The organism is Desulfoplanes formicivorans (assembly GCF_001748225.1).
GTDB classification, from domain to species: domain Bacteria; phylum Desulfobacterota; class Desulfovibrionia; order Desulfovibrionales; family Desulfomicrobiaceae; genus Desulfoplanes; species Desulfoplanes formicivorans.
Genome location: NZ_BDFE01000016.1, coordinates 13,502 through 32,665, shown reverse-complemented (window position 1 = coordinate 32,665; position 19,164 = coordinate 13,502). Strand labels below are relative to the sequence as shown.

Annotated in this window: 15 protein-coding genes, 2 tRNA genes and 2 pseudogenes; 11 read left to right on the top strand and 8 right to left on the bottom strand. The window is 49.1% G+C overall.

Annotation, left to right across the window (positions count from 1 at the left end; all coding sequences use genetic code 11):
• Window positions 1-51 precede the first annotated feature (51 nt).
• The 6 genes from trhA (at window position 52) to DPF_RS08105 (ending at window position 5,603) form a co-directional block, all read left to right on the top strand.
• A complete protein-coding gene (trhA, locus tag DPF_RS08130; RefSeq protein ID WP_069858913.1) occupies window positions 52-714 on the top strand; it encodes a PAQR family membrane homeostasis protein TrhA in 663 nt (220 codons plus the stop codon).
• A gap of 231 nt (window positions 715-945) precedes the next feature.
• Window positions 946-2,166 carry a LuxR C-terminal-related transcriptional regulator gene (locus DPF_RS14385; protein ID WP_069858911.1) on the top strand — a complete coding sequence of 407 codons (1,221 nt, stop codon included), beginning with the start codon at window positions 946-948 and terminating at the stop codon, window positions 2,164-2,166.
• A 620-nt stretch (window positions 2,167-2,786) separates the two neighbouring features.
• The gene (locus DPF_RS08120) at window positions 2,787-3,566 is read left to right on the top strand and encodes an ABC transporter substrate-binding protein (RefSeq protein ID WP_069858909.1); all 780 of its coding nucleotides are present in this window, start codon (window positions 2,787-2,789) and stop codon (window positions 3,564-3,566) included.
• Between the two features lie 15 nt (window positions 3,567-3,581).
• Window positions 3,582-4,241, top strand: a complete 660-nt coding sequence (locus DPF_RS08115) for an amino acid ABC transporter permease (RefSeq protein ID WP_069858907.1) — start codon at window positions 3,582-3,584, stop codon at window positions 4,239-4,241.
• A 14-nt stretch (window positions 4,242-4,255) separates the two neighbouring features.
• Window positions 4,256-4,996, top strand: a complete 741-nt coding sequence (locus DPF_RS08110) for an amino acid ABC transporter ATP-binding protein (RefSeq protein ID WP_069858905.1) — start codon at window positions 4,256-4,258, stop codon at window positions 4,994-4,996.
• Between the two features lie 232 nt (window positions 4,997-5,228).
• Window positions 5,229-5,603, top strand: a complete 375-nt coding sequence (locus DPF_RS08105) for a PAS domain-containing protein (protein WP_083254568.1) — start codon at window positions 5,229-5,231, stop codon at window positions 5,601-5,603.
• A 13-nt stretch (window positions 5,604-5,616) separates the two neighbouring features.
• On the opposite strand, the gene DPF_RS14380 is transcribed toward DPF_RS08105, so the two are convergent.
• The gene (locus DPF_RS14380; protein ID WP_269433413.1) at window positions 5,617-5,751 is read right to left on the bottom strand and encodes a hypothetical protein; all 135 of its coding nucleotides are present in this window, start codon (window positions 5,749-5,751) and stop codon (window positions 5,617-5,619) included.
• A gap of 352 nt (window positions 5,752-6,103) precedes the next feature.
• Between DPF_RS14380 and cysK the strand changes: the two genes are divergently transcribed.
• The 3 genes from cysK to trpB all read left to right on the top strand — a co-directional run bounded on the left by cysK (window position 6,104) and on the right by trpB (window position 9,600).
• Complete coding sequence (gene cysK, locus DPF_RS08100) at window positions 6,104-7,030, top strand: cysteine synthase A (protein WP_069858903.1); 927 nt, start codon at window positions 6,104-6,106, stop codon at window positions 7,028-7,030.
• 165 nt (window positions 7,031-7,195) lie between these two features.
• The gene (epsC, locus tag DPF_RS08095; RefSeq protein WP_069858901.1) at window positions 7,196-8,134 is read left to right on the top strand and encodes a serine O-acetyltransferase EpsC; all 939 of its coding nucleotides are present in this window, start codon (window positions 7,196-7,198) and stop codon (window positions 8,132-8,134) included.
• Window positions 8,135-8,388: 254 nt separating this feature from the next.
• The gene (trpB, locus tag DPF_RS08090; RefSeq protein WP_069858899.1) at window positions 8,389-9,600 is read left to right on the top strand and encodes a tryptophan synthase subunit beta; all 1,212 of its coding nucleotides are present in this window, start codon (window positions 8,389-8,391) and stop codon (window positions 9,598-9,600) included.
• A 94-nt stretch (window positions 9,601-9,694) separates the two neighbouring features.
• On the opposite strand, the gene DPF_RS08085 is transcribed toward trpB, so the two are convergent.
• The 5 genes from DPF_RS08085 to DPF_RS08065 all read right to left on the bottom strand — a co-directional run bounded on the left by DPF_RS08085 (window position 9,695) and on the right by DPF_RS08065 (window position 14,361).
• Window positions 9,695-9,772: transfer RNA gene (locus DPF_RS08085), tRNA-Arg, on the bottom strand.
• A 101-nt stretch (window positions 9,773-9,873) separates the two neighbouring features.
• Window positions 9,874-10,755, bottom strand: a complete 882-nt coding sequence (argB, locus tag DPF_RS08080) for an acetylglutamate kinase (protein ID WP_069858898.1) — start codon at window positions 10,753-10,755, stop codon at window positions 9,874-9,876.
• Window positions 10,756-10,829: 74 nt separating this feature from the next.
• A complete protein-coding gene (gene hslU / locus DPF_RS08075; RefSeq protein WP_069858896.1) occupies window positions 10,830-12,203 on the bottom strand; it encodes an ATP-dependent protease ATPase subunit HslU in 1,374 nt (457 codons plus the stop codon).
• 11 nt (window positions 12,204-12,214) lie between these two features.
• Complete coding sequence (gene hslV, locus DPF_RS08070) at window positions 12,215-12,754, bottom strand: ATP-dependent protease subunit HslV (RefSeq protein WP_069858895.1); 540 nt, start codon at window positions 12,752-12,754, stop codon at window positions 12,215-12,217.
• 146 nt (window positions 12,755-12,900) lie between these two features.
• Window positions 12,901-14,361, bottom strand: a complete 1,461-nt coding sequence (locus tag DPF_RS08065) for an adenylate/guanylate cyclase domain-containing protein (RefSeq protein WP_069858893.1) — start codon at window positions 14,359-14,361, stop codon at window positions 12,901-12,903.
• 174 nt (window positions 14,362-14,535) lie between these two features.
• Between DPF_RS08065 and DPF_RS08060 the strand changes: the two genes are divergently transcribed.
• Window positions 14,536-14,612: transfer RNA gene (locus DPF_RS08060), tRNA-Arg, on the top strand.
• 118 nt (window positions 14,613-14,730) lie between these two features.
• Window positions 14,731-15,789 carry a site-specific integrase gene (locus DPF_RS08055; RefSeq protein WP_069858891.1) on the top strand — a complete coding sequence of 353 codons (1,059 nt, stop codon included), beginning with the start codon at window positions 14,731-14,733 and terminating at the stop codon, window positions 15,787-15,789.
• Window positions 15,790-15,916: 127 nt separating this feature from the next.
• Here the strand turns inward: DPF_RS08055 and DPF_RS08050 are convergent.
• Together DPF_RS08050 and DPF_RS08045 are read right to left on the bottom strand one after the other, a co-directional pair.
• Window positions 15,917-16,792 (bottom strand): annotated as a pseudogene (locus DPF_RS08050) (IS4 family transposase); the annotation flags it as partial.
• A 1,284-nt stretch (window positions 16,793-18,076) separates the two neighbouring features.
• Window positions 18,077-19,009 (bottom strand): annotated as a pseudogene (locus DPF_RS08045) (replication initiation protein); the annotation flags it as partial.
• Window positions 19,010-19,164: the final 155 nt, after the last annotated feature.

Below are 19,164 nucleotides of genomic sequence, written 5' to 3'. Positions count from 1 at the left end.
GGACGCCAATACCGGCTGCTTGGATCGAAACAGCATCAATGGGAGATCTTTATGGATACATCCTCTCTGACTCTCCGATATTCCCTGACCGAGGAGATTGCCAACAGCGTCATTCATGGTCTGGGCGTTCTTTTTTCCATTGCCGGGCTGGGGGTATTGACCGCATTTGCCACGGCCTTTGGCAATGGGTGGCATATTGTCAGCGTGAGCATTTTCGGCGGGACCATGATCATCATGTACACGGCATCAACATTGTATCATGGCATTCCCCTTCCCCGGGTCAAGATGGTCCTGCGGGTGCTGGACCATTCATCCATTTTTCTGCTGATTGCCGGAACCTATACCCCGTTTACTCTGGTCAGTCTGCACGGCGTGTGGGGATGGACCCTTTTTGTCTCCATTTGGTGCCTGGCTGTTGCCGGTATAGCGATCGAGCTTTCCCCCTTTCGAAAATGGCGTACGCTTCAAATCGGGCTGTATCTGGGCATGGGGTGGGCTGTGGTCGTAGCGGCCAAACCTTTGTTGGCCTCTGTGCCTCCGGGAGGAATCAAGCTGCTTGTTGCCGGGGGGCTTTGCTATACCCTGGGCGTTATTTTTTATGTGTGGCGGAGCCTGAAATTCAATCACGCCATCTGGCACCTGTTTGTCCTTGCCGGAACAGTCTTTCATTTTTTTGCGATTCTTCTGTATGTTATTCCAGTGTGTTGTAATTGATAGATGTCTTTTCATTTTTACTGCCTTTCCGTTTCATGTTGTGAAAAAAAACTGTTTTTTTCAAATCAAATTCGTTCTTTGTCGCTATTCGCGGCCTAGACCGCATTCGTGAAGGCCAAGGGCGTGTCCAAAACGTCAAGGCAACGCCAAGTTCATAAGGTTTCGAATCAAATCCGGAATGGTGCTCTGTTTCGATCTGTCATAGAGCTGCCCAAGAATATCCCCCACGTCATGTCCTCTTCCTCTCTTTCCAACGATGTTTTTTCCCTTGAGTTGTCCACGGTTGTCGAAGATTTTTGTGACGTAGTTCTATACGTTGATGCTGCCGGATTCATTGTGGGCACCAAGGGGCCCATATCTACCTTTTTCAAGACGGATCATGTGATAGGCAGGACGGTCTGGTCGGTTCTCGGCCTTAAGGTAAATGACATTTCCGAGCTGCTTGCCAAATATCCTCCCGAGGATATTCAGGAGATTTTTTCGGCTCATCAAAGCGAGAGCTTTTGCCTGCGTATCGTACCTTTGCCCGAGCATTTTTGTGCTTCCGGGGGATTCGTGGTCGTGGTCACCAGCAACTCTCCGCTCATGGATTTGTGCGGCGCCTACGAGCAACGGTTGTCCGATAACATCACTGCATGGGATGACAGCATGGCGCTTTTTCATGCCCTGTTCGAGACCACTGCGGATCCGACCTTTCTGGTGGATGCCAAGCAGCGTGTGCTTTCAGCCAATGATGCCGCCAAGGCATTGTACAAGGAATCGTATTCTCCGGGCAAGAACTGCCTCGAGATCATCCGCCCGGCAGACCCCGACATCCTCCACGAGGCCATGCGAACCCTTCGGCCCGGCAAATCCTGGACCAGGGAGATGCATGTTCTGGAAGGTATGGACAAACGGCTTCCCGTGGAGCTCACTCTGAGAAGGGTGGATCTCAATGCCTCGCGTGTTTATCACCTTGTTCTGCGGGATCTGTCAGAACTTAACACCCTGGAAAAGGGCCTGCACAAGAGCAAGGCCCAGGTCGAAGGCATGAATGTGACGCTGCGTAATGTGCTCAATTCCGTTGAAGAGGAAAAACAGGATTTGCGTGAGGAGATTTCCAGACAGGTCAAGGATCAGATCCTGCCTGCCCTGGACAGAATGGCTCGGGAGGAGTGTCCTGAGGTACGTGAAGACTACTACGGCCTGCTCAAGGACCGTCTCGTTGCTGTCACCCATGATCCTGCTGATCCCCTGGACGCCCTTGTCCTCACCCTGACCCCCCGGGAGCTGGAAATCGCCAAACTTATAGCTGCTGGCCAGAGCAGCAAGCAAATCGGTGAATTGCTGGGCTCATCCTTTGATACCATCCAGACCCATCGCAAAAATATCCGTAAGAAACTGGGTATCCGGGGAAAACGTGTTTCTCTGTATGCCTTTTTGAACAGCCAGGGGTATCTGGGTGCATCCTGATGGAAACAACAACCTGTATTGACCCGCACTTCAGACCATTTGTGGGATCTTTTCCGTGGTCTCGGGCCAAGGTTGGGTATCGGACCACATGAAAATTCTCTCTGATGTGAATCTGTCGTCTTTTTATCCAAGATCCCGGATCAGGTTCGGGATGATGTTTTGACTGTGCCCTTTGTTTTTCATTCACTGCCCTCTGTCCTGCAAAGGCCCATGGGGTCTTCTGTGACTCTGATGTTTCTCCTCCCATAAAAATCAAGATGTTGATTCTGGGTACATCATGTTGTGTGGTGTACCCTTTCATGTCCTTGTCGTTCAATCAGGGGTGAATACGCAGGTTGCCCTTGAGAAGAGCCTGTTTTTCCGGGACATTCAAGGCAAGAGAAAACAATCCTTACGATCTGGATAGTGATTGTTAGTCTCATCATTTGCTTCCCATTGGGTAGGCCCCTCTACCCGATTCCTCCCCCATTTATCACCTTGTCCTGAAGAGTGGTTCCTGTTTGTATTCTCATGCTCGAAAAACCGTAGATAGACCATAAAGGAATCTCCTGTATGGAAAACAGTATGTTGTAAAATTTTTTTCATGCAGTGAGTTCATATCTTCAAAACAAGGAGTTATCATGAAATACACATGGTTTCTTTGTGCCATTATCGTATCTATGTCTTTATGTATTGGTGCATGTTCCAATGAACAAGAAAACGGACTCGAACGAGTGAAGAAAGCCGGGGTGATCAGCTTTGCCATGAGCGGAGGGTATCCTCCGTTCAATTTTTACAATGACATGAACGAATTGGTGGGATTTGATGTGGATGTGGCCAGAGAAATAGCCAAGCGACTGGATGTAAAGCTCAAACCGGTGACCACCGAGTGGAGCGGGATCATCGAAGGTCTGCGTGCAGGCACTTATGATGGGATTCTTGGCAGCATGGCCGTAACCCCCAAACGGCAGGAAGTGGTCGATTTTTCCGTACCATATTATTATTCAGGTGCCCAGGTCATGGCTCGCGCAGACGCACTTGAAACCACACCCCAGGCCTTCAGGGGCAAAACCATCGGGCTTGTGACCGGCACCACCTTTGAAGAGGATGCTAAACAATTGGGTGCCGGAGAGGTCCGTCTGTACAAAGACGACACCCAAACCCTTATGGAACTCAATAATGGCGTCATTGATGCGGTCATCACCGACAGGGTCGTGGGGGTCAATGCCATGAATAATGGTGGCTTTAAGATCAAACTTGTAGGCAATCCTATTCGCAGTGAGGATATTGCCGTGGCTTTTCGCAAGTCCGACAGCACCCTCCGGGAAAAAGTCAACGCCATTCTTGAGGATATGCATGCTGAAGGAGTGCTTTCAAAATTGAGTCAAAAATGGCTTGGGGTTGATATTACTGTTAAGTAAAAGGATTAATTTATAATGTACTATGACTTTACAGTGCTGGCAGAATACTTTCCCTATTTTTTACCTGCTGCATGGATGACCATTGAGATAACCGTTCTCGGTATCGGATTGGGTCTTATTCTTGGCCTTATCACGGCATTTATGCGGATTTCGCAGCGTAGGATATTTCTGTTTCCGACGCTTGCTTATATTTATCTCATCAGGGGAACACCTCTTTTACTCCAGTTGCTGTTCATCTATTTTGGCATGCGCGGGCTTGTTGGACTGGAAGCACTGCCTTCAGCGGTTCTGGCTCTCGGGCTTCATAACGGGGCCTATATTGCGGAGATTTTTCGTGGGGCCATTGTCTCGGTTTCCAGCGGACAGATGGAGGCAGCCCGGAGTATCGGTATGTCCTATATGCGGGCCATGATCAGAATCATTTTGCCCCAGGCCTTTAAGCGGGCTGTTCCTGCCTTGGGCAATCAATTTATTATTGCCCTTAAGGACTCGTCTCTGGCCAGTGCCATCACCATCAACGAACTGCTGCTCAAATCCCAGCAACTGGCTTCATCCAATTTCATGATGATGGAAATGTTGAGTATCGCAGCCTTTTTCTATCTCGTGTACACAGGGATATTCACCTGGCTGTTTAACCGGATTGAAACCCGCCTTAATGTCAGTCAGGCCGGGTAAAGCAAGGAGAACACATGAACCTTCAGCAACCAGCCATTGAAATTTGTGGTCTTCACAAATGGTTTGACGAACATCATGTCTTAAAGGGCGTGGACATGACCGTTGATTCCTCGGATGTCATCGTTATCATCGGGGCCAGCGGTTCAGGAAAGAGTACTCTGCTTCGTTGCGTGAATCGTCTGGAAACGTATGAAAAGGGCGTTGTCAGGGTTCACGGGGAGGATGTGCCAGAGGACGAGGGCTACATCAACAAGCTGCGCGCCCGGCTGGGCATGGTGTTTCAGAATTTCAATCTGTTTCCCCATATGACCGTTCTTGGAAATGTCATTGAGGGTCCCACCCAGGTCAAAAAAATGAAGAAAAAGGAAGCAGTTGAGATCGGACGGCACTATCTTGCCAAAGTGGGGATGTCCGATAAGGAGGATGCTTATCCTCAAACCCTTTCCGGTGGGCAGAAGCAGCGCGCGGCCATTGCCCGGGCCTTGGCCATGGAGCCTGAAGCCATGCTCTTTGACGAACCGACTTCAGCCCTTGATCCGGAACTTGTGGGTGAAGTCTTAAGCGTCATGCGCAATCTTGCCGAGGACGGGATGACCATGATCGTAGTCACTCATGAAATGGGTTTTGCCCGGGAGGTGGCCGACACGGTCGGATTCATGGACGGGGGATCCATCCTGGAATTCGGGACTCCAGAGGCCATTTTCAATCACCCTGAGCAACAGCGGACCCAGGAGTTTCTGGGCCAGATCTTGTAACGGCCAACGCATTATATTTCCAAAGGAAAGGGGCATGTAAAAAACCCGGCGCATATGGGCAGATGGTCCATACACGCCGGGTTTATCGTGTGCTATGTTGGCTGAAAAGGATGCCTCTTTTTCTTGGAGAAAAGGGGCAAAGAGATGCTTGTATGTTGCCGGTAATCCTGGCAATATTTCATCATTGTGAGCATGACTTGCATGCGCGTGACCTCTGGATGAGGTAACGCGCATGTTCTTGTTGATTGCAGAGGTGATGAGGAGGAAATTGATGGACGGGCAGGTTTGTGAATGTTTGCTGAATAGCCTGATGGAGCCGATTGTTTTCGTCGATGCAGAACACATTATTCGGTATATGAATCCCGCAGCTTGTGTGCAGTTGCAAAAATACGGTGGAGGCGAACTTGTTGGAAACTCCTTGTTCGACTACCACAATCCGGCCTCGTGTCGAACCATTCGTATGGTTTGGGCTCGAATGCAGGAAGGTCTTGAGGAAGAGTGCATATCGAACAAAGACGGCAAGTACACGTACATGCGGGCCGTACGTGATGAGAGGGGGGAACTGCTCGGCTACTACGAACGGTATGAGAAGATCGTTCCCCATTGATGGGATGAGGTGATCAGATGGATCCGATGTTGAATACTCTTTCCAGATACCTTGAGAACAGGGCCACACTGAAGGTCATGATGAAACAGATCAGGGCCACGGCTTTGAGGTCGCTTGAGCCCTTGGTGATGATGTTGAGGGAAGACATAACTTCCTGGTGGCATGTATATGCTCATCGGGTTACCCTGTGACGCATTTCAAGAGCATGAGGATGATGTCATTGAGTTTTGGCCGATGTGTTCCCGGGACCATGAGTATTTGACAGGGAGCCACTTGTCGTTAATTTTCAGGGCCTGCCCAGGGATGAGGGCGTGTGTTGATCCGCATCCGTTGCCCATTGGGGCATGGATCGGGTGGATTCAACCCCGGCCATCGGGTTGAAGTATTCCTGTGGTGGTATAGTTGAAACAATGCGACGAGGCACCATGTTGCCTGATCATGGCAGGGTTGCCAGGGGTTTCAGGTACAAGACCACCTTGTTGCAACAAGGGAGAATGATAATGAATATTGCTGATTCCATGCTGGACCTGGTGGGGAAAACACCCCTGGTACGGGTTCAGAACACGGCTGTGGAAAGCGGGGCACAGGTTTTGGGAAAACTGGAATTTTTCAACCCCTGCGGCTCCGTCAAGGACAGAATTGCCCTGCACATGATTGAAGCGGCCATGGCCCGCGGGGACATTGGTCCTGATTCCGTCATCATCGAGCCCACCAGTGGGAACACGGGTATTGGTCTGGCCTTTGTCTGTGCGGTCAAAAAGTTGCGTCTCATTCTGACCATGCCCGAAAACATGAGCATTGAGCGTCGGAAAATGCTCAAGGGGTTGGGGGCTGAACTGGTACTGACTCCGGCCAGCAAGGGCATGAAGGGGGCCATTGAACGGGCCCAGGAGCTGCTGGAGGCCTCTGCCCAAGGGTTCATGCCCATGCAGTTCGACAACATGGACAATCCAGCCATGCATTATGAGACCACAGGGCCTGAAATCTGGGAAGATACCGATGGAAGTGTGGACATTCTGGTGGCAGGCGTGGGCACCGGTGGGACCATCATGGGCACGGGCAGGTATCTCAAGGAACGCAATCCCCAGATCCGGATCGTTGCCGTGGAACCCGAGGATTCGGCCGTGCTTTCGGGCAATGCTCCGGGACCGCACATGATCCAGGGCATTGGTGCCGGATTTGTGCCCAAGGTGGTGGACAAAAACCTTCTTGACGAGATTGTTCCCGTAAGCAACGAAGATGCGGTTGCTGCAGCCAAGAAACTCATGTGTGAGCAGGGTATTGTCTGCGGGATATCTTCGGGAGCCAATTGCCATGCGGCCATGGAGTTGGCCAGGAGGCCGGAAAATCAGGGGAAAACCATCGTGTTCATTGTCTGCGATACAGGTGAACGCTATCTGAGTACGGCTCTTTTTGGAGAAATGTAGGGCCAACAGATTGCCTTTTGTTGCGATCCTGGTTCATCCCCCTTTGGGCATGCGCACCTGCCTCTCCTGGAAGACAGCGCATGATGACACCGGTTTTGTTCTGAAAACGGGTTGTGGGAGTCAGGCCGGTTCCCTGTTTAACCCATACCATTCATCTGGAACATAATGACTCAAGAAAACAATGCCCCTATGCCCCAAAACGATATAGATGCTGTTGTTCAGGCCCTGTGCCAACAGAATACAGGAAGCAGAGTCTGTCTGCGTGAGCACGGGGAAGCCCCCATGCCCTCGGTGGATATTCTGGCCTCCCTTGTCCATGACCTGCGAAGCGTACTTTTCCCGGGCTATTTTGGACCCTCGGATGTTTCTTCCACGTCCATGCGTTACCACATCGGAGGCTATCTGGACCGAGTGCAACGTTCTTTGGGAGAGCAGATTCTGCGCGGAGAATGTTTTGTCTGTCGCAAACAGCCCGGGCCCGAGTGTCTTCGTTGCGAGACCAAATCCCATGATATTGCCTGGGAATTCATTCATGCCTTGCCCCGCATCCGTCATCTGCTGACCACTGATGTTGACGCTGCCTATGTGGGCGATCCGGCAGCCAAAACTCCGGGGGAGACCATTTTCTGTTATCCGTCCATCAGTGCCCTGATTCATCACCGGGTAGCCCATGAGCTGTACAAGTTCGGTGTGCCCATCATTCCGAGAATCATTTCCGAGATGGCCCATTCCCAAACCGGGATCGACATTCATCCGGGGGCATCCATTGGTGAGCATTTTTTCATTGATCATGGAACCGGGACCGTCATTGGCGAGACCTGTATCATCGGCAAGAACGTGCGCATCTATCAGGGAGTGACCCTGGGGGCCAAGAGTTTTCCCAAGGGCAAGGACGGCTCCCTGGTCAAGGGTCTGGCCCGGCACCCCATTGTGGAGGATGATGTGACCATTTATGCCGGGGCAACCATTTTGGGAAGGGTGCGTCTGGGCCAAGGGGCAACCATTGGCGGCAACGTCTGGATTACCCGGGATATTCCGGCTGGTGCGCAGATCCGCCAATCACGCCCCATGGAAGCCAGTTACGAGCAGGGGGCCGGGATCTGATTCACCCGGCAAACAGGCTGCATATTCTTGACATGTCCATGAATCTTGGTCACAAACCCCATATGAACATGACGACTTCCCATACCCTGCACATTGGTTCCTGGTGGTGGCTCTGGTACACAGAGCCGCGGCAATTCGGTATGGCGTAGATCGAAACAAGGAAATCCCTGAAACAATACCGCGGCAGTGCAAACTGACCGCGGTTTTTTTGTTTGCCCGCATTTGCACTGCCCAGACCAACCAAGGAGGCAGACATGCAATCCAATCCCGGGGCCGATGGATTTTTCGGCGAGTACGGTGGACAATTCCTTCCCCAGCCCATCAAGGTCATTTTGAACCAGTTGGCCGCCACTTTTGAAGCCAGCATCCAAGATCCCGCTTTTGTCCGGGAATTTGAATCCTATCTCAAGGATTATTCGGGTCGTCCCACTCCCCTGTATTTTTGCCGCAATCTGACCAGCCAGCTGGGCGGGGCAAAAATCTATCTTAAGCGCGAAGATCTCAATCATCTGGGCGCGCACAAGATCAACAACACCATTGGTCAGATTCTTCTGGCCAAGCGCATGGGCAAAAAAAGGATCATTGCCGAGACCGGAGCGGGCCAGCACGGGGTCGCCACCTCGGCCACGGCCGCCCTCATGGGCATGGAGTGTACCATCTACATGGGTGCCGAAGACATGAAGCGTCAACGCCACAATGTCTTTCGCATGGAGATGCTCGGAGCCCGGGTGGTACCGGCCATGAGCGGTCAGCAGACCCTGAAGGAGGCGGTGGATGAGGCCATTGCGGCATGGGTTGGAGATATTGACAACAGTTTTTATTTGCTGGGATCGGCTGTGGGCCCGCATCCCTATCCCACCATGGTCAAATATTTCCAGTCGGTGATCAGCAAGGAGGCCCGGGAACAGATTCTGGAAAAGGAAGGAAGATTGCCCGATTATCTTGTGGCCTGTGTGGGCGGGGGGTCCAACGCCATCGGCATGTTTGCGGAATTCATTAAGGACGAGAAAGTCAAGCTCCACGGGGTGGAACCCTCGGGCAGGTCCATGAACCTCGGGGATCATGCGGCCAGCCTGACAACGGGAACCCCCGGCATACTTCACGGCTTCAATTCCTACATGATCAAGGACCATGAAGGCGGACCCGGTCCTGTCTATTCCATTGCCGCAGGCCTGGACTACCCCAGCGTGGGCCCGGAGCACAGCTTTCTCAAGGATATGGGTCGGGCCCAATACTTTACGGCCAGCGACCAGGATGCGGTGAACGCCTTTTTTGCCCTGTCCCGGACCGAAGGCATTGTTCCGGCCCTGGAATCCGCCCATGCCGTGGCCCATGCCATGAACCTTGCCCCCACGTTGGGCAGGGAAGAGATTATCGTGGTCAACCTCTCGGGTCGTGGCGACAAGGACGTGGCCCAGATGGAGGAAATGCTGGCCAACGGGACCATTGTCCAGCCGGAAGGATGATGATCTGTTTGTGAAGGCTTTTGGCAGTGAAGGCTGCCGGACAACGAAACACAAAAGGCCAATGGGTAGCTACCCATTGGCCTTTGCTGGTTTGTGGTGCCCCCGCCAGGACTCGAACCTGGGCTAACCGGGATTAGGAATCCCGTGCTCTATCCGCCTGAGCTACGGGGGCATGTTCTCGTAAAAACGAGGAGAACCGATTATACGTATGACCTCGTGCTGTCAAGGCATTTGCCCTGGACCTTGTTATGGGAATTGGTCGCTACAGCCCGTTTATCCGGCCACGATCTGCGTACCAATGCCGCCCTTGGTAAACATTTCCAGAATGATGCAGTTTTCCTGACGGCCATCCAGAATGTGAGCCTTTTCCACTCCTGACTCGACAGCTTCCATGCAGCATTTGACCTTGGGGATCATGCCGCCGGTGATGATGCCTGAATCAAGGGCCCTGGCCGCTTTCTTGCGATCCAAAGTTGAGATGCGATTTTTGTTTTCATCCAGAATGCCGGGCACATCCGTAAGCAGGACCAGTTTCTTGGCCTGCAGGGCCGTGGCCACGCTGGAGGCCACCGAGTCGGCATTGATGTTGTAGGTTTCGCCCGCATCATCCACGCCCACCGGGGCGATAATGGGGATGAATCCTTCCCGTTCCAGGGTGCCAATGAGGCTCGTCTTGATGTTCACCACCTCGCCCACTTTGCCCAGATCAATGATTTCCGGTGGAGCGTCATCATGCTGCACGGCCATTTCCAGTTTTCTGGCCCGGATGGTTTCTCCATCCTTGCCCGAAAGGCCCACGGCCTTGCCGCCGTTGAGGTTGATGAGGTTGACGATTTCCTTGTTCACCTTGCCCACCAGCACCATTTCAACCACGTCCATGGTGGCCTGATCCGTCACCCGCAAGCCTTCCTTGAACTGGCAGGCAATGCCCAGCTGATTGAGCATGTTGCCGATCTGGGGGCCGCCCCCGTGGACTATGACCGGGTTGATCCCGATATATTTGAGCAGGATGACATTGAGGGCAAAACTCTTTTTGAGGTGTTCATCCTTCATGGCGTGCCCGCCGTACTTGATGACCACGGTCTGACCATAAAATTCACGGATGTACGGCAGGGCCTCCAGTAAGACCCTGGCCTTGGAAATATCCTGCTCCACCTTGTTCTCCTTGTTGGCTGATATGGTGAGGGCGTGGGGGCAGGGGAATCCCCCACGTGTCGGGCAATGATGTGTTAGAGAATGTACCGCGACAGATCCCTGTCTTCCTTCACGTCCTTGAGTTGTTCGCGCACAAACTCGGAATCAATGACCACCTTTTCACCGGATCTGTCAGGGGCATCAAAGGAGAGGTCCGAAAGGATCTTTTCCATGATGGTGTACAACCGTCTGGCACCGATGTTTTCGGTTTCCTCGTTGATTTCCTGGGCGAACGCGGCCAGTTCCAGCAGGGCCTCGTCAGTGAATTGGATTTCCACATTTTCCGTGGCCAGAAGGCCGATGTACTGGGTGGTCAGGGCGTTTTGGGGCTCCGTCAAGATGCGGTAGAAGTCTTCCTTGGTCAGGGCGCGGAGCTCAACCCGCAGGGGGAAGCGACCCTGGAGCTCGGGCACCAGATCCGAAGGCTTGGACATGTGAAAGGCTCCGGCTCCGATGAACAGGATGTGATCCGTGTGGATCATGCCGTACTTGGTATTGACCACACAACCTTCCACAATGGGCAGGAGATCGCGCTGCACGCCTTCGCGGGAGACATCGGCCTTGGTGGAGGCTTGGCCTCCCGAACAGATCTTGTCGATCTCGTCGATGAACACGATGCCGGATTCTTCCACCCGTTCCTTGGCGATTTCCGTGACCTTGTCCATGTCCACGAGTTTTTCGCTTTCTTCCTGGATCAGGATGTCATAGGCGTCCTTGACGCGGACCTTCTTGGATTTGCGTTTTTTGGGAAAGACCCGACTGAGCATGTCCTGCATCTGCATTTCCATGCCTTCCATGCCGGGAATGGCCATGACCTCCACATTGGCGCCGGAGGTGGTCACATTGATTTCAACCATGCGATCATCCAACTTCCCGTCGCGCCAGAGTTTGCGCAGTTTTTCCCGGGTGGAGTCCTCTCCGTTGTCCAGGGGAATGGCTTCTCCCGGAGCCGGGGTGCTGGTTCCGTACCTGGCCTGGGGGCCAGAGGATTTTTTGGCGGGCAGGAGCAGATCCAGCAACCGTTCTTCGGCGTTGGCCTCGGCCTTGACCTTGACCTTTTCGGCCTCTTCCTTGCGAACCATGTTGATGCCGATTTCCATGAGATCACGAATCATGGACTCCACATCCCGGCCCACATAGCCCACTTCCGTGAATTTGGTGGCTTCAACCTTGAAGAAAGGCGAACCGGCCAGGCGGGCCAGGCGGCGGGCGATTTCCGTCTTGCCCACACCCGTGGGCCCGATCATGATAATGTTCTTGGGCACGACCTCATCGCGCAGGGCATCGGACAATTGCTGTCTGCGCCAGCGGTTGCGCAGGGCAATGGCGACCATCTTCTTGGCCTCTTTCTGTCCGATGATGAATTTATCCAGTTCGGAAACGATTTCCCGTGGGGTAAGGGTACTCATGCAAATCCTCGTTACTTCTTTTGGGGTGCGGTTTCGACAATAATGTTGTCGTTGGTGAAAACGCAAAGTTCGGCAGCAATGGCCATGGACTTGGCCACGATTTCCTCTGCCGGCAACTGGGTATTGCGCACCAGGGCCCGGGCAGCGGACAGGGCATAAGGACCTCCCGAACCAATGGCTACTACGCCGTCGTCGGGTTCAATAACATCCCCTGTGCCGCTCAATATGAGCACATGTTCGGCATCGGCAACCAGAAGCATGGCTTCCAACCGTCTCAAGTATTTGTCCATGCGCCAGTCCTTGGCCAGTTCCACGCTGGCCCGAAGCAGATTGCCAGCAAATTCTTCCAGTTTGGCCTCGAAGCGTTCCAGAAGGGTGAAGGCATCGGCCGTGGCCCCGGCAAAACCAACAAGAACCTTGTCCTTGTACACCTTGCGAACCTTTCTGGCTCCATGTTTCATGGCAATGGACTGGCCCAGGGTAACCTGACCGTCACCGGCCATGGCAACACCGTTTTTGTCTTTGACCGCCAGAATGGTGGTCCCGTGCATTTCCTGTGTCACTCTATTATATCCTCCATCAAACCTGTATCAGGTATTCATGAGCGTGTTGTTGCAGCATGTGCCGGGCAGAAAAGAACAATTCATCGGCCAGGTGCAGATGCAAGGGGATATGTGTTATCACGAAACAGAAAATGTCAATGCTCAATATCCTTCTGGGCAAGGATTTCAATGGGATCGTGACGACCGCGCACCTGATGGGCCCCTTTGGCAACCAGGTCGGAGGGTATGGTGTCCAGGCCCTTGGCCACGTCAGCCGAAATAACCAGGCGCGTGTCAAGCTGACGGGTCTTGGTTTCCAGGCGGGCCGCCACGTTCACGCTGTCACCGATGAGGGTGTACTCGGAGCGATCCGGAGACCCGATGATCCCGGCCAGGGCCGGGCCCGAATGCATGCCAATGCTGTTGACCAGTTTGAAGTTGCCCGTCAGGCAGAGTTTCTGGTTCAAGGCATCGCATGTGGCGAGCATTTTCCGGGCGGCATCCAGAGCCGCCTGTTGTTCGTTGGCCAGGGGAACGGGATGACCGAAAACAGCCATGACCTTGTCTCCCACGAATTTGTCAACCATGCCTCCGTGGGATTCAATGATCTGGACCATGGCGGTGAAATATTCATTCAAAAGTCCCACGAGCATGGAAGGAGGCAGGTTTTCGCTCATGGTGGTAAATCCCCTGAGATCACAGAAAAGAACCGTGACGTTGACCACTTCGCTGTTCTGTTTGAAATCCGAGGCAAGCATTTGTTCCACGATTTTCGGGGGAACGATTTTGCCGAAATGGGACTTCATAAGCGCTTTTTCCTTGAGTTCGGTCACAAGGAGGTTGAAGTGGCGCACCAGCTCGCCCATTTCATCGCGGGAAGAGGGCTTGAGATGTACGGTGTAGTCTCCCTGGGCCACGTCCTGAAAGGCCTGCTGAAGGGATCTGATGGGTTTGACCACCTGGCGGCTGAAGAAAAAGGTGAGGATGCAGGCCAGGGCAGCCGTGATGCCCAGGGAAAAGATTCCGGCTCGCTCAATGGCCTTGAGTTTGGCAGCCACCTGATCAAGACTCATGTCGATACCCAGAAGGCCCACGGATCGTCCGGCATCATCGAAAATGGGCGCATACCCTGAAAGGGTCCATCCCCATTCATCCTCATAAGGTTGGTCATCGGCACTGGGCTTGAGAAATCCATTGAGCAGGCTGGGGGCTGGATCGTCATACAAGGCTCCAATGTCCTGGGGAAGCTCGTCGTCGGATATCTTGCCGTCCCCATTGTCGTCCGAGGGAGGAGAATCAACAACAAAACGGACTTCGCCCTTTACCAGGCGCATGGTATAGGCGTAGAGAAAATCGGGATTGGAATCCACCACGGCCTGAAGAATGTGCTGAATATCCTTGTAGGCCGGAGAGTCGGCCTGGTCCGGGGTCTGCAGGCTATCAAGGGCCCGGCCATTGATGAGGCGGGCGGCCGAGCGCGCCGTGCTCTTGAGTTCCTGTTGCAGGGTCTGCATCACGGCATCTCGTGCCTGGACATAGAAGTAGGAGCCTGTTGCTCCTGAAACCAGAAAAGCGATGCCGAAAATGCCCAAGAAAAGTTTTGTTCCCAGTTTCATGATGAACTTTCTCCATCTCCGGTGAATGCGCTTTGAGCTCCGTCTGGCGCGGGAATCTGTCATGCGCCGGTGCATGACATCATCTGAAATAATAGATGTCCTCATATAAAAAAAATATTTTTTCAATTTTTTTCTTGACTAAATGGACCCCACTCCCTAGAAACCTCTCCTGTCGCGCCCGTAGCTCAGCTGGATAGAGTATCTGACTACGAATCAGAGGGTCGTAGGTTCGAATCCTGCCGGGCGCACCAGTAAAAACAAGGGGTTAGATGAAAATCTAACCTCTTTTTTTGTGCTTGATCGCCTTTTTGGGACAATTTTGGGACAACGGCCTTCTCCTGGGACAACCAAGCTACACTGGAGGAACCCATGGCGACATTCACCAAACGCGGCAAAGGACAATGGCAAGTCAAAATTCGACGGAAAGGCTGGCCGTTGCAAACAAAAACATTTGAGACAAAAGGTGATGCTGAAGCTTGGGCAAGAGAGATCGAGTCCGAGATGGATCGAGGTGTTTTTGTGTCGCGAAAGGAAGCAGAATGCTCAACATTCAGAGAAGTGATCGAGAGATTCAGGGAAGAGTACATACCGAGATATGCACATCCAAAGAAGGAAGAAAGTCGGCTCAATCATTTGCTCAACTATCCCTTGGCCGAACAGTTTATGGCTTCGATCAGGACGAAACATCTTATCGAATACATAAAAACCAGGGAAGCAGAGGGGGTAGGAGCCCACACTATCAGGCTGGACCTGGCACTGATTTCCAAGATTTTTGAGGTTGCAAGAAAAGACTGGGGCATGGACTCCCTATCTAATCCTGTAAAGCGAATGACCAAGCCAAAAATTCCGCAAGGAAGGGATAGGCGTTTGAAGCGGCAAGTTGAAGTTGATGGAAAAATTATGAGTGAAGAAACTCTGCTTTTGCAACATGCTTCAAAACGCTTGAAGCCCATTATCAAGTTTGCACTGGAAACTGCCATGCGGCGTGAAGAAATTGTAACGCTTACCTGGGACAGAGTGAATTTTGAAACCCGAACCGCCTATTTACCGCACACAAAAAACGGCGAAGCCCGGACTGTCCCCTTGTCACCCAAAGCTATCAAAATTCTCAAGGAGCTCATTCCGGACAAAACCATCCCTATCCATGGACGGGTGTTTCAATTGTCCAAAGGGAGACTTTCCAAAAATTTTCGTGCTGCATGCCTGAAAGCGAATATCAAAAATCTGAGATTCCACGATCTTCGCCATGAAGCCACCAGTCGACTTTTCGAGAACACTGACTTGGACGTGATGGAAATAAAAGGAATAACAGGGCATAAAACTTTACAAATGCTTGCAAGATACGCCCATTTACGCGCTGATAGACTCGCAAAACGACTTGAAGGAGAAAAGCGGGGTGTACAGCAAACTAATCCAGCCGAAAGATAGCAACTTCCAGATGTGAGAAAAAGAAGAAAAGGGCCATTGATCCAGAGGGAGAGAGGGTTGATGGCCCTTTTTTTATACATTTTAACTCGACTTTCGGTGTTAAGCGTTAGCAATTAAACACATGTTTTTATTGGCAATAAACGTTTTTTTCGCTGGCAAAACTATCCATATTTTCTTGAATCATTGCCAAAATTTTGTTGCGGATATTCGCGGGCACTGCTTTGATTTTATGAAGATTTTCTACGATTTCGCCGAGAATTCTGCCGAGTGCCTCAATCAGGGGGGCAGTCCACAGCTTCCTCGCAGAAGTGATGGAATAGGATACCCGGAGTCCTTGGATCGTCTGCCCGACGTTTTCTATACTGAGAAAGATATATCTAACCATTACAATGCTTGTGTGAGCGATGAGCGCATCAAAATCACTACTCTGGCATCCTTTTTCCAATTCAAGATGCTGTTTGGCCGTACGGAAGAAAACTTCAATATCCCAGCGCCGACCGTAGATACGCACAATTTCTTCATCCGGAAGATTTTTATCTGTACACAGTAATGCAAGCCAATCTTTTTTGCTCCGGTTGCGGACAAAAACCAATTTTGCCGTGCCTCCATCTTTCATCTGAACTTGAGCGTTGGCGAGAACTTTCGCTTTCCCCCGGCGTTTTCTGATTTTACGATAGATTTGAATCGCGTTGAGTTCTTGTCCCTCGAAGATATAATGAATTTTTGGGGTCCGTTTGACCATGCAGATGACATCTAAATGCTTGCGAGCTTTGGCAATCAAAGATGGCACTCCGAACCCGCTGTCCATAAGGACATATTTTGTATTGATTCCAGCACGTAATGCTCTTTCGATCATAGGGGTAATCAGATCTGTGGCCTTGGTCACTGCATCTTGTCGTCTTCTGGCTCCGCACGTTCGCTTATCCAGATTTTTAGCAGCTTTTTGGTATCGATTTTTCTTTTTTGTCGACGAGAGAAGGGCAAAATCAAGAGGTAGTAGTGTCGATCCGTCAGACTAGGCCATGGTGAGCATTCTGAAACCCTTCAGGTACCTCCCTGTTGTGTGATCAAAAACCTTGGCCAAAAGCTCAACATTTTTTGACCTGGGACGTGATATTGTTGAATCATCAAAGATAAGTACTGGATTATGTGCCTTACTCGTCAATTCATCAATCATTTCATGAGACTGAAGCCCCCAGGCCAAAAGAAATCTTCTCCAGCTAAAACGACTGGAACGAAGAAAGTCATATATTGCATCTTTAGTAATTTTAGGTTCTGGATTGATTACAATACTTCGATAAATATTTTTTACTACAAACGGAAATATAAAAATGCTTTTGAGTATGGAGACGGATGAATATCATTTTTATTTTTTGTTTGAGAGTTTCAGAAAAAACTTGCAATGCGAAATCTCTTGAAAAACGAGTCACTTCGGTGGCTGCATTCGTTCCTTACAAATTGCAAATCAATAGCTTTAATCGTAGGTTACATATGAAATTCTTGTTTCTTATTGCATGGAAACAACAGAAATACTAAATTACAAGGATCTCTTCAGGTGAAAAACAGTCATTTCAGCATGTTTGTTTTGTTTTTCAAAGTAAAATAAACCTCGAAATTCGAGATTCTATTAATGTGTTTCTGGTAATCTGTATAGTAAATTGTCTTGATATGTTATTTTTATTTATTGAATTGATCTAGAGATATAGTTTATGTTTTGTAAATATATGCATATATAAAAGTTATTCATTCTAACTTAATATTATAGATAATAGTTTTTTAAAAATGATTGCAATATTGTTAAAAATAGATTGTATTAATAAATAAAAGTTATCAATTTTTGATGCTCTATTTTGTTTTTTAATCATCTGAAACATAAAATTTAATTTTATTTATAATTTGAAATTTGATTATAAGATGTTTGTTGCAAAATATATTAAAAATAAAAATATAAATCAGTATATCATACAGTTTATTAAAAGAATGATTATATATTTAAAATCTTATTTATTATTATTTGTTTGAATTGTTTGTTCCAAAAATTAAAACATAATAATAATTCTTAAAACGACTAAGATTTTGTAATTTGATTCTTAAAAATATTTTACATGTAAAATGATAGATATCGATTTATATTTAGAATCATAAATACAAATTACAAAATCAAGAAATTATAAATTCATATTTTAAACGGTGGTGTTGAGAGTGAGATCATATAGGTTATATGGCCTATGTATACAACACCACCGTAGATACCTGTTAACCATTTTGACCCCCCCCATATCATAATTTAACTTTTTTGGTAGTATTTTTTGATAGTATTACGACTCATTTTAAGCTCACGAGCTGCTTTTTTGATGCTTGAGTGAGGATTGGCTTTAAAGTAATCACGAACAATTTTAGAATTTTTAATAACTTGATTTTTATTAACATAATGAGCTCCAAGTGATTGTCTTCTTCGGATCTCATTCTTGCGTTTTCTTGCTGTCATTGCTTTCCAATCGATTTTCGGCAAATTCATCGCGCCATAATTTCTATCTGCACGTATTTTATATTTGTATCCATTTCTTAAAACTGACTTTATAATGGATATATTTTCTCGTTGAGAAAGATTTTCTTCATCCTGCATTTGTTGCCAAGAAATAGTTTTCTTTAAAAGATCATCGAATGAAATATTTGTATTTTTTTTATAATAATAAAGAGCACGATAAAAAGTCGCTATATTCCTATTACCATGTTCATAGATTTTGTTCAATCCACAAATTGATACATTTGTGAATAAATTGATGTTCAAATTTAAATCACTAAGTTCGTATTCATCGTCATGCCATTTTCTAACCCAATAATTTCTATAAAATGGATTTCTTGCACTTCCCCTTTTGTTAAATGCAAAATCTCCATTAAGTGCGATGTTTAATTTTGTTCGCACATCAGAATAGTACTCATGAGTTCGTGCAGCTCCTCGCATTGGAATCGGGTTTTTCAAACGCCAAAAAGCTTGAAAATGCCCTTTGCCAGTACAAACAGTAAAATTTGGTGCCGGAATATCGCAGAATGTGTTCTTATCAAGACCAGGCTCATATTTTGACTCTGGATTATTTAAAGGCAATTTGTCTATATAAATGTCATCAACATCTATAGCCAATATTTTTGTTTGAAATTGATTATAGTAAAGAAATTTGTGATCATTGATCATTTCTGCATCGTAGTATCTAAATCGTTCATGTTTTTTATTTTTACCAGCAAATTTCTATGATGTGCTTTCTTTATTTGTTGGAAAGCAAAATGATTCAATGTCTTTTTGAGTAATTTTGTCGCCAATAAATTTTTTTGATTTTTTGATTTTTTTTAAAAATTCCAATCTGATCACCTTATTTT

Excerpts from the sequence above, each read along its gene's own strand:
- trhA (WP_069858913.1), top strand. The coding sequence starts at position 52 with ATGGATACATCCTCTCTGACTCTCCGATATTCCCTGACCGAGGAGATT.
- DPF_RS14385 (WP_069858911.1), top strand. The coding sequence starts at position 946 with ATGTCCTCTTCCTCTCTTTCCAACGATGTTTTTTCCCTTGAGTTGTCC.
- hslU (WP_069858896.1), bottom strand. The coding sequence starts at position 12,203 with ATGAGTACCCTTACCCCACGGGAAATCGTTTCCGAACTGGATAAATTC.
- DPF_RS08115 (WP_069858907.1), top strand. The coding sequence starts at position 3,582 with ATGTACTATGACTTTACAGTGCTGGCAGAATACTTTCCCTATTTTTTA.
- trpB (WP_069858899.1), top strand. The coding sequence starts at position 8,389 with ATGCAATCCAATCCCGGGGCCGATGGATTTTTCGGCGAGTACGGTGGA.
- DPF_RS08055 (WP_069858891.1), top strand. The coding sequence starts at position 14,731 with ATGGCGACATTCACCAAACGCGGCAAAGGACAATGGCAAGTCAAAATT.
- DPF_RS08105 (WP_083254568.1), top strand. The coding sequence starts at position 5,229 with ATGTTCTTGTTGATTGCAGAGGTGATGAGGAGGAAATTGATGGACGGG.
- cysK (WP_069858903.1), top strand. The coding sequence starts at position 6,104 with ATGAATATTGCTGATTCCATGCTGGACCTGGTGGGGAAAACACCCCTG.
- epsC (WP_069858901.1), top strand. The coding sequence starts at position 7,196 with ATGACTCAAGAAAACAATGCCCCTATGCCCCAAAACGATATAGATGCT.
- hslV (WP_069858895.1), bottom strand. The coding sequence starts at position 12,754 with ATGCACGGGACCACCATTCTGGCGGTCAAAGACAAAAACGGTGTTGCC.
- DPF_RS14380 (WP_269433413.1), bottom strand. The coding sequence starts at position 5,751 with ATGTCTTCCCTCAACATCATCACCAAGGGCTCAAGCGACCTCAAAGCC.
- DPF_RS08120 (WP_069858909.1), top strand. The coding sequence starts at position 2,787 with ATGAAATACACATGGTTTCTTTGTGCCATTATCGTATCTATGTCTTTA.
- DPF_RS08065 (WP_069858893.1), bottom strand. The coding sequence starts at position 14,361 with ATGAAACTGGGAACAAAACTTTTCTTGGGCATTTTCGGCATCGCTTTT.
- DPF_RS08110 (WP_069858905.1), top strand. The coding sequence starts at position 4,256 with ATGAACCTTCAGCAACCAGCCATTGAAATTTGTGGTCTTCACAAATGG.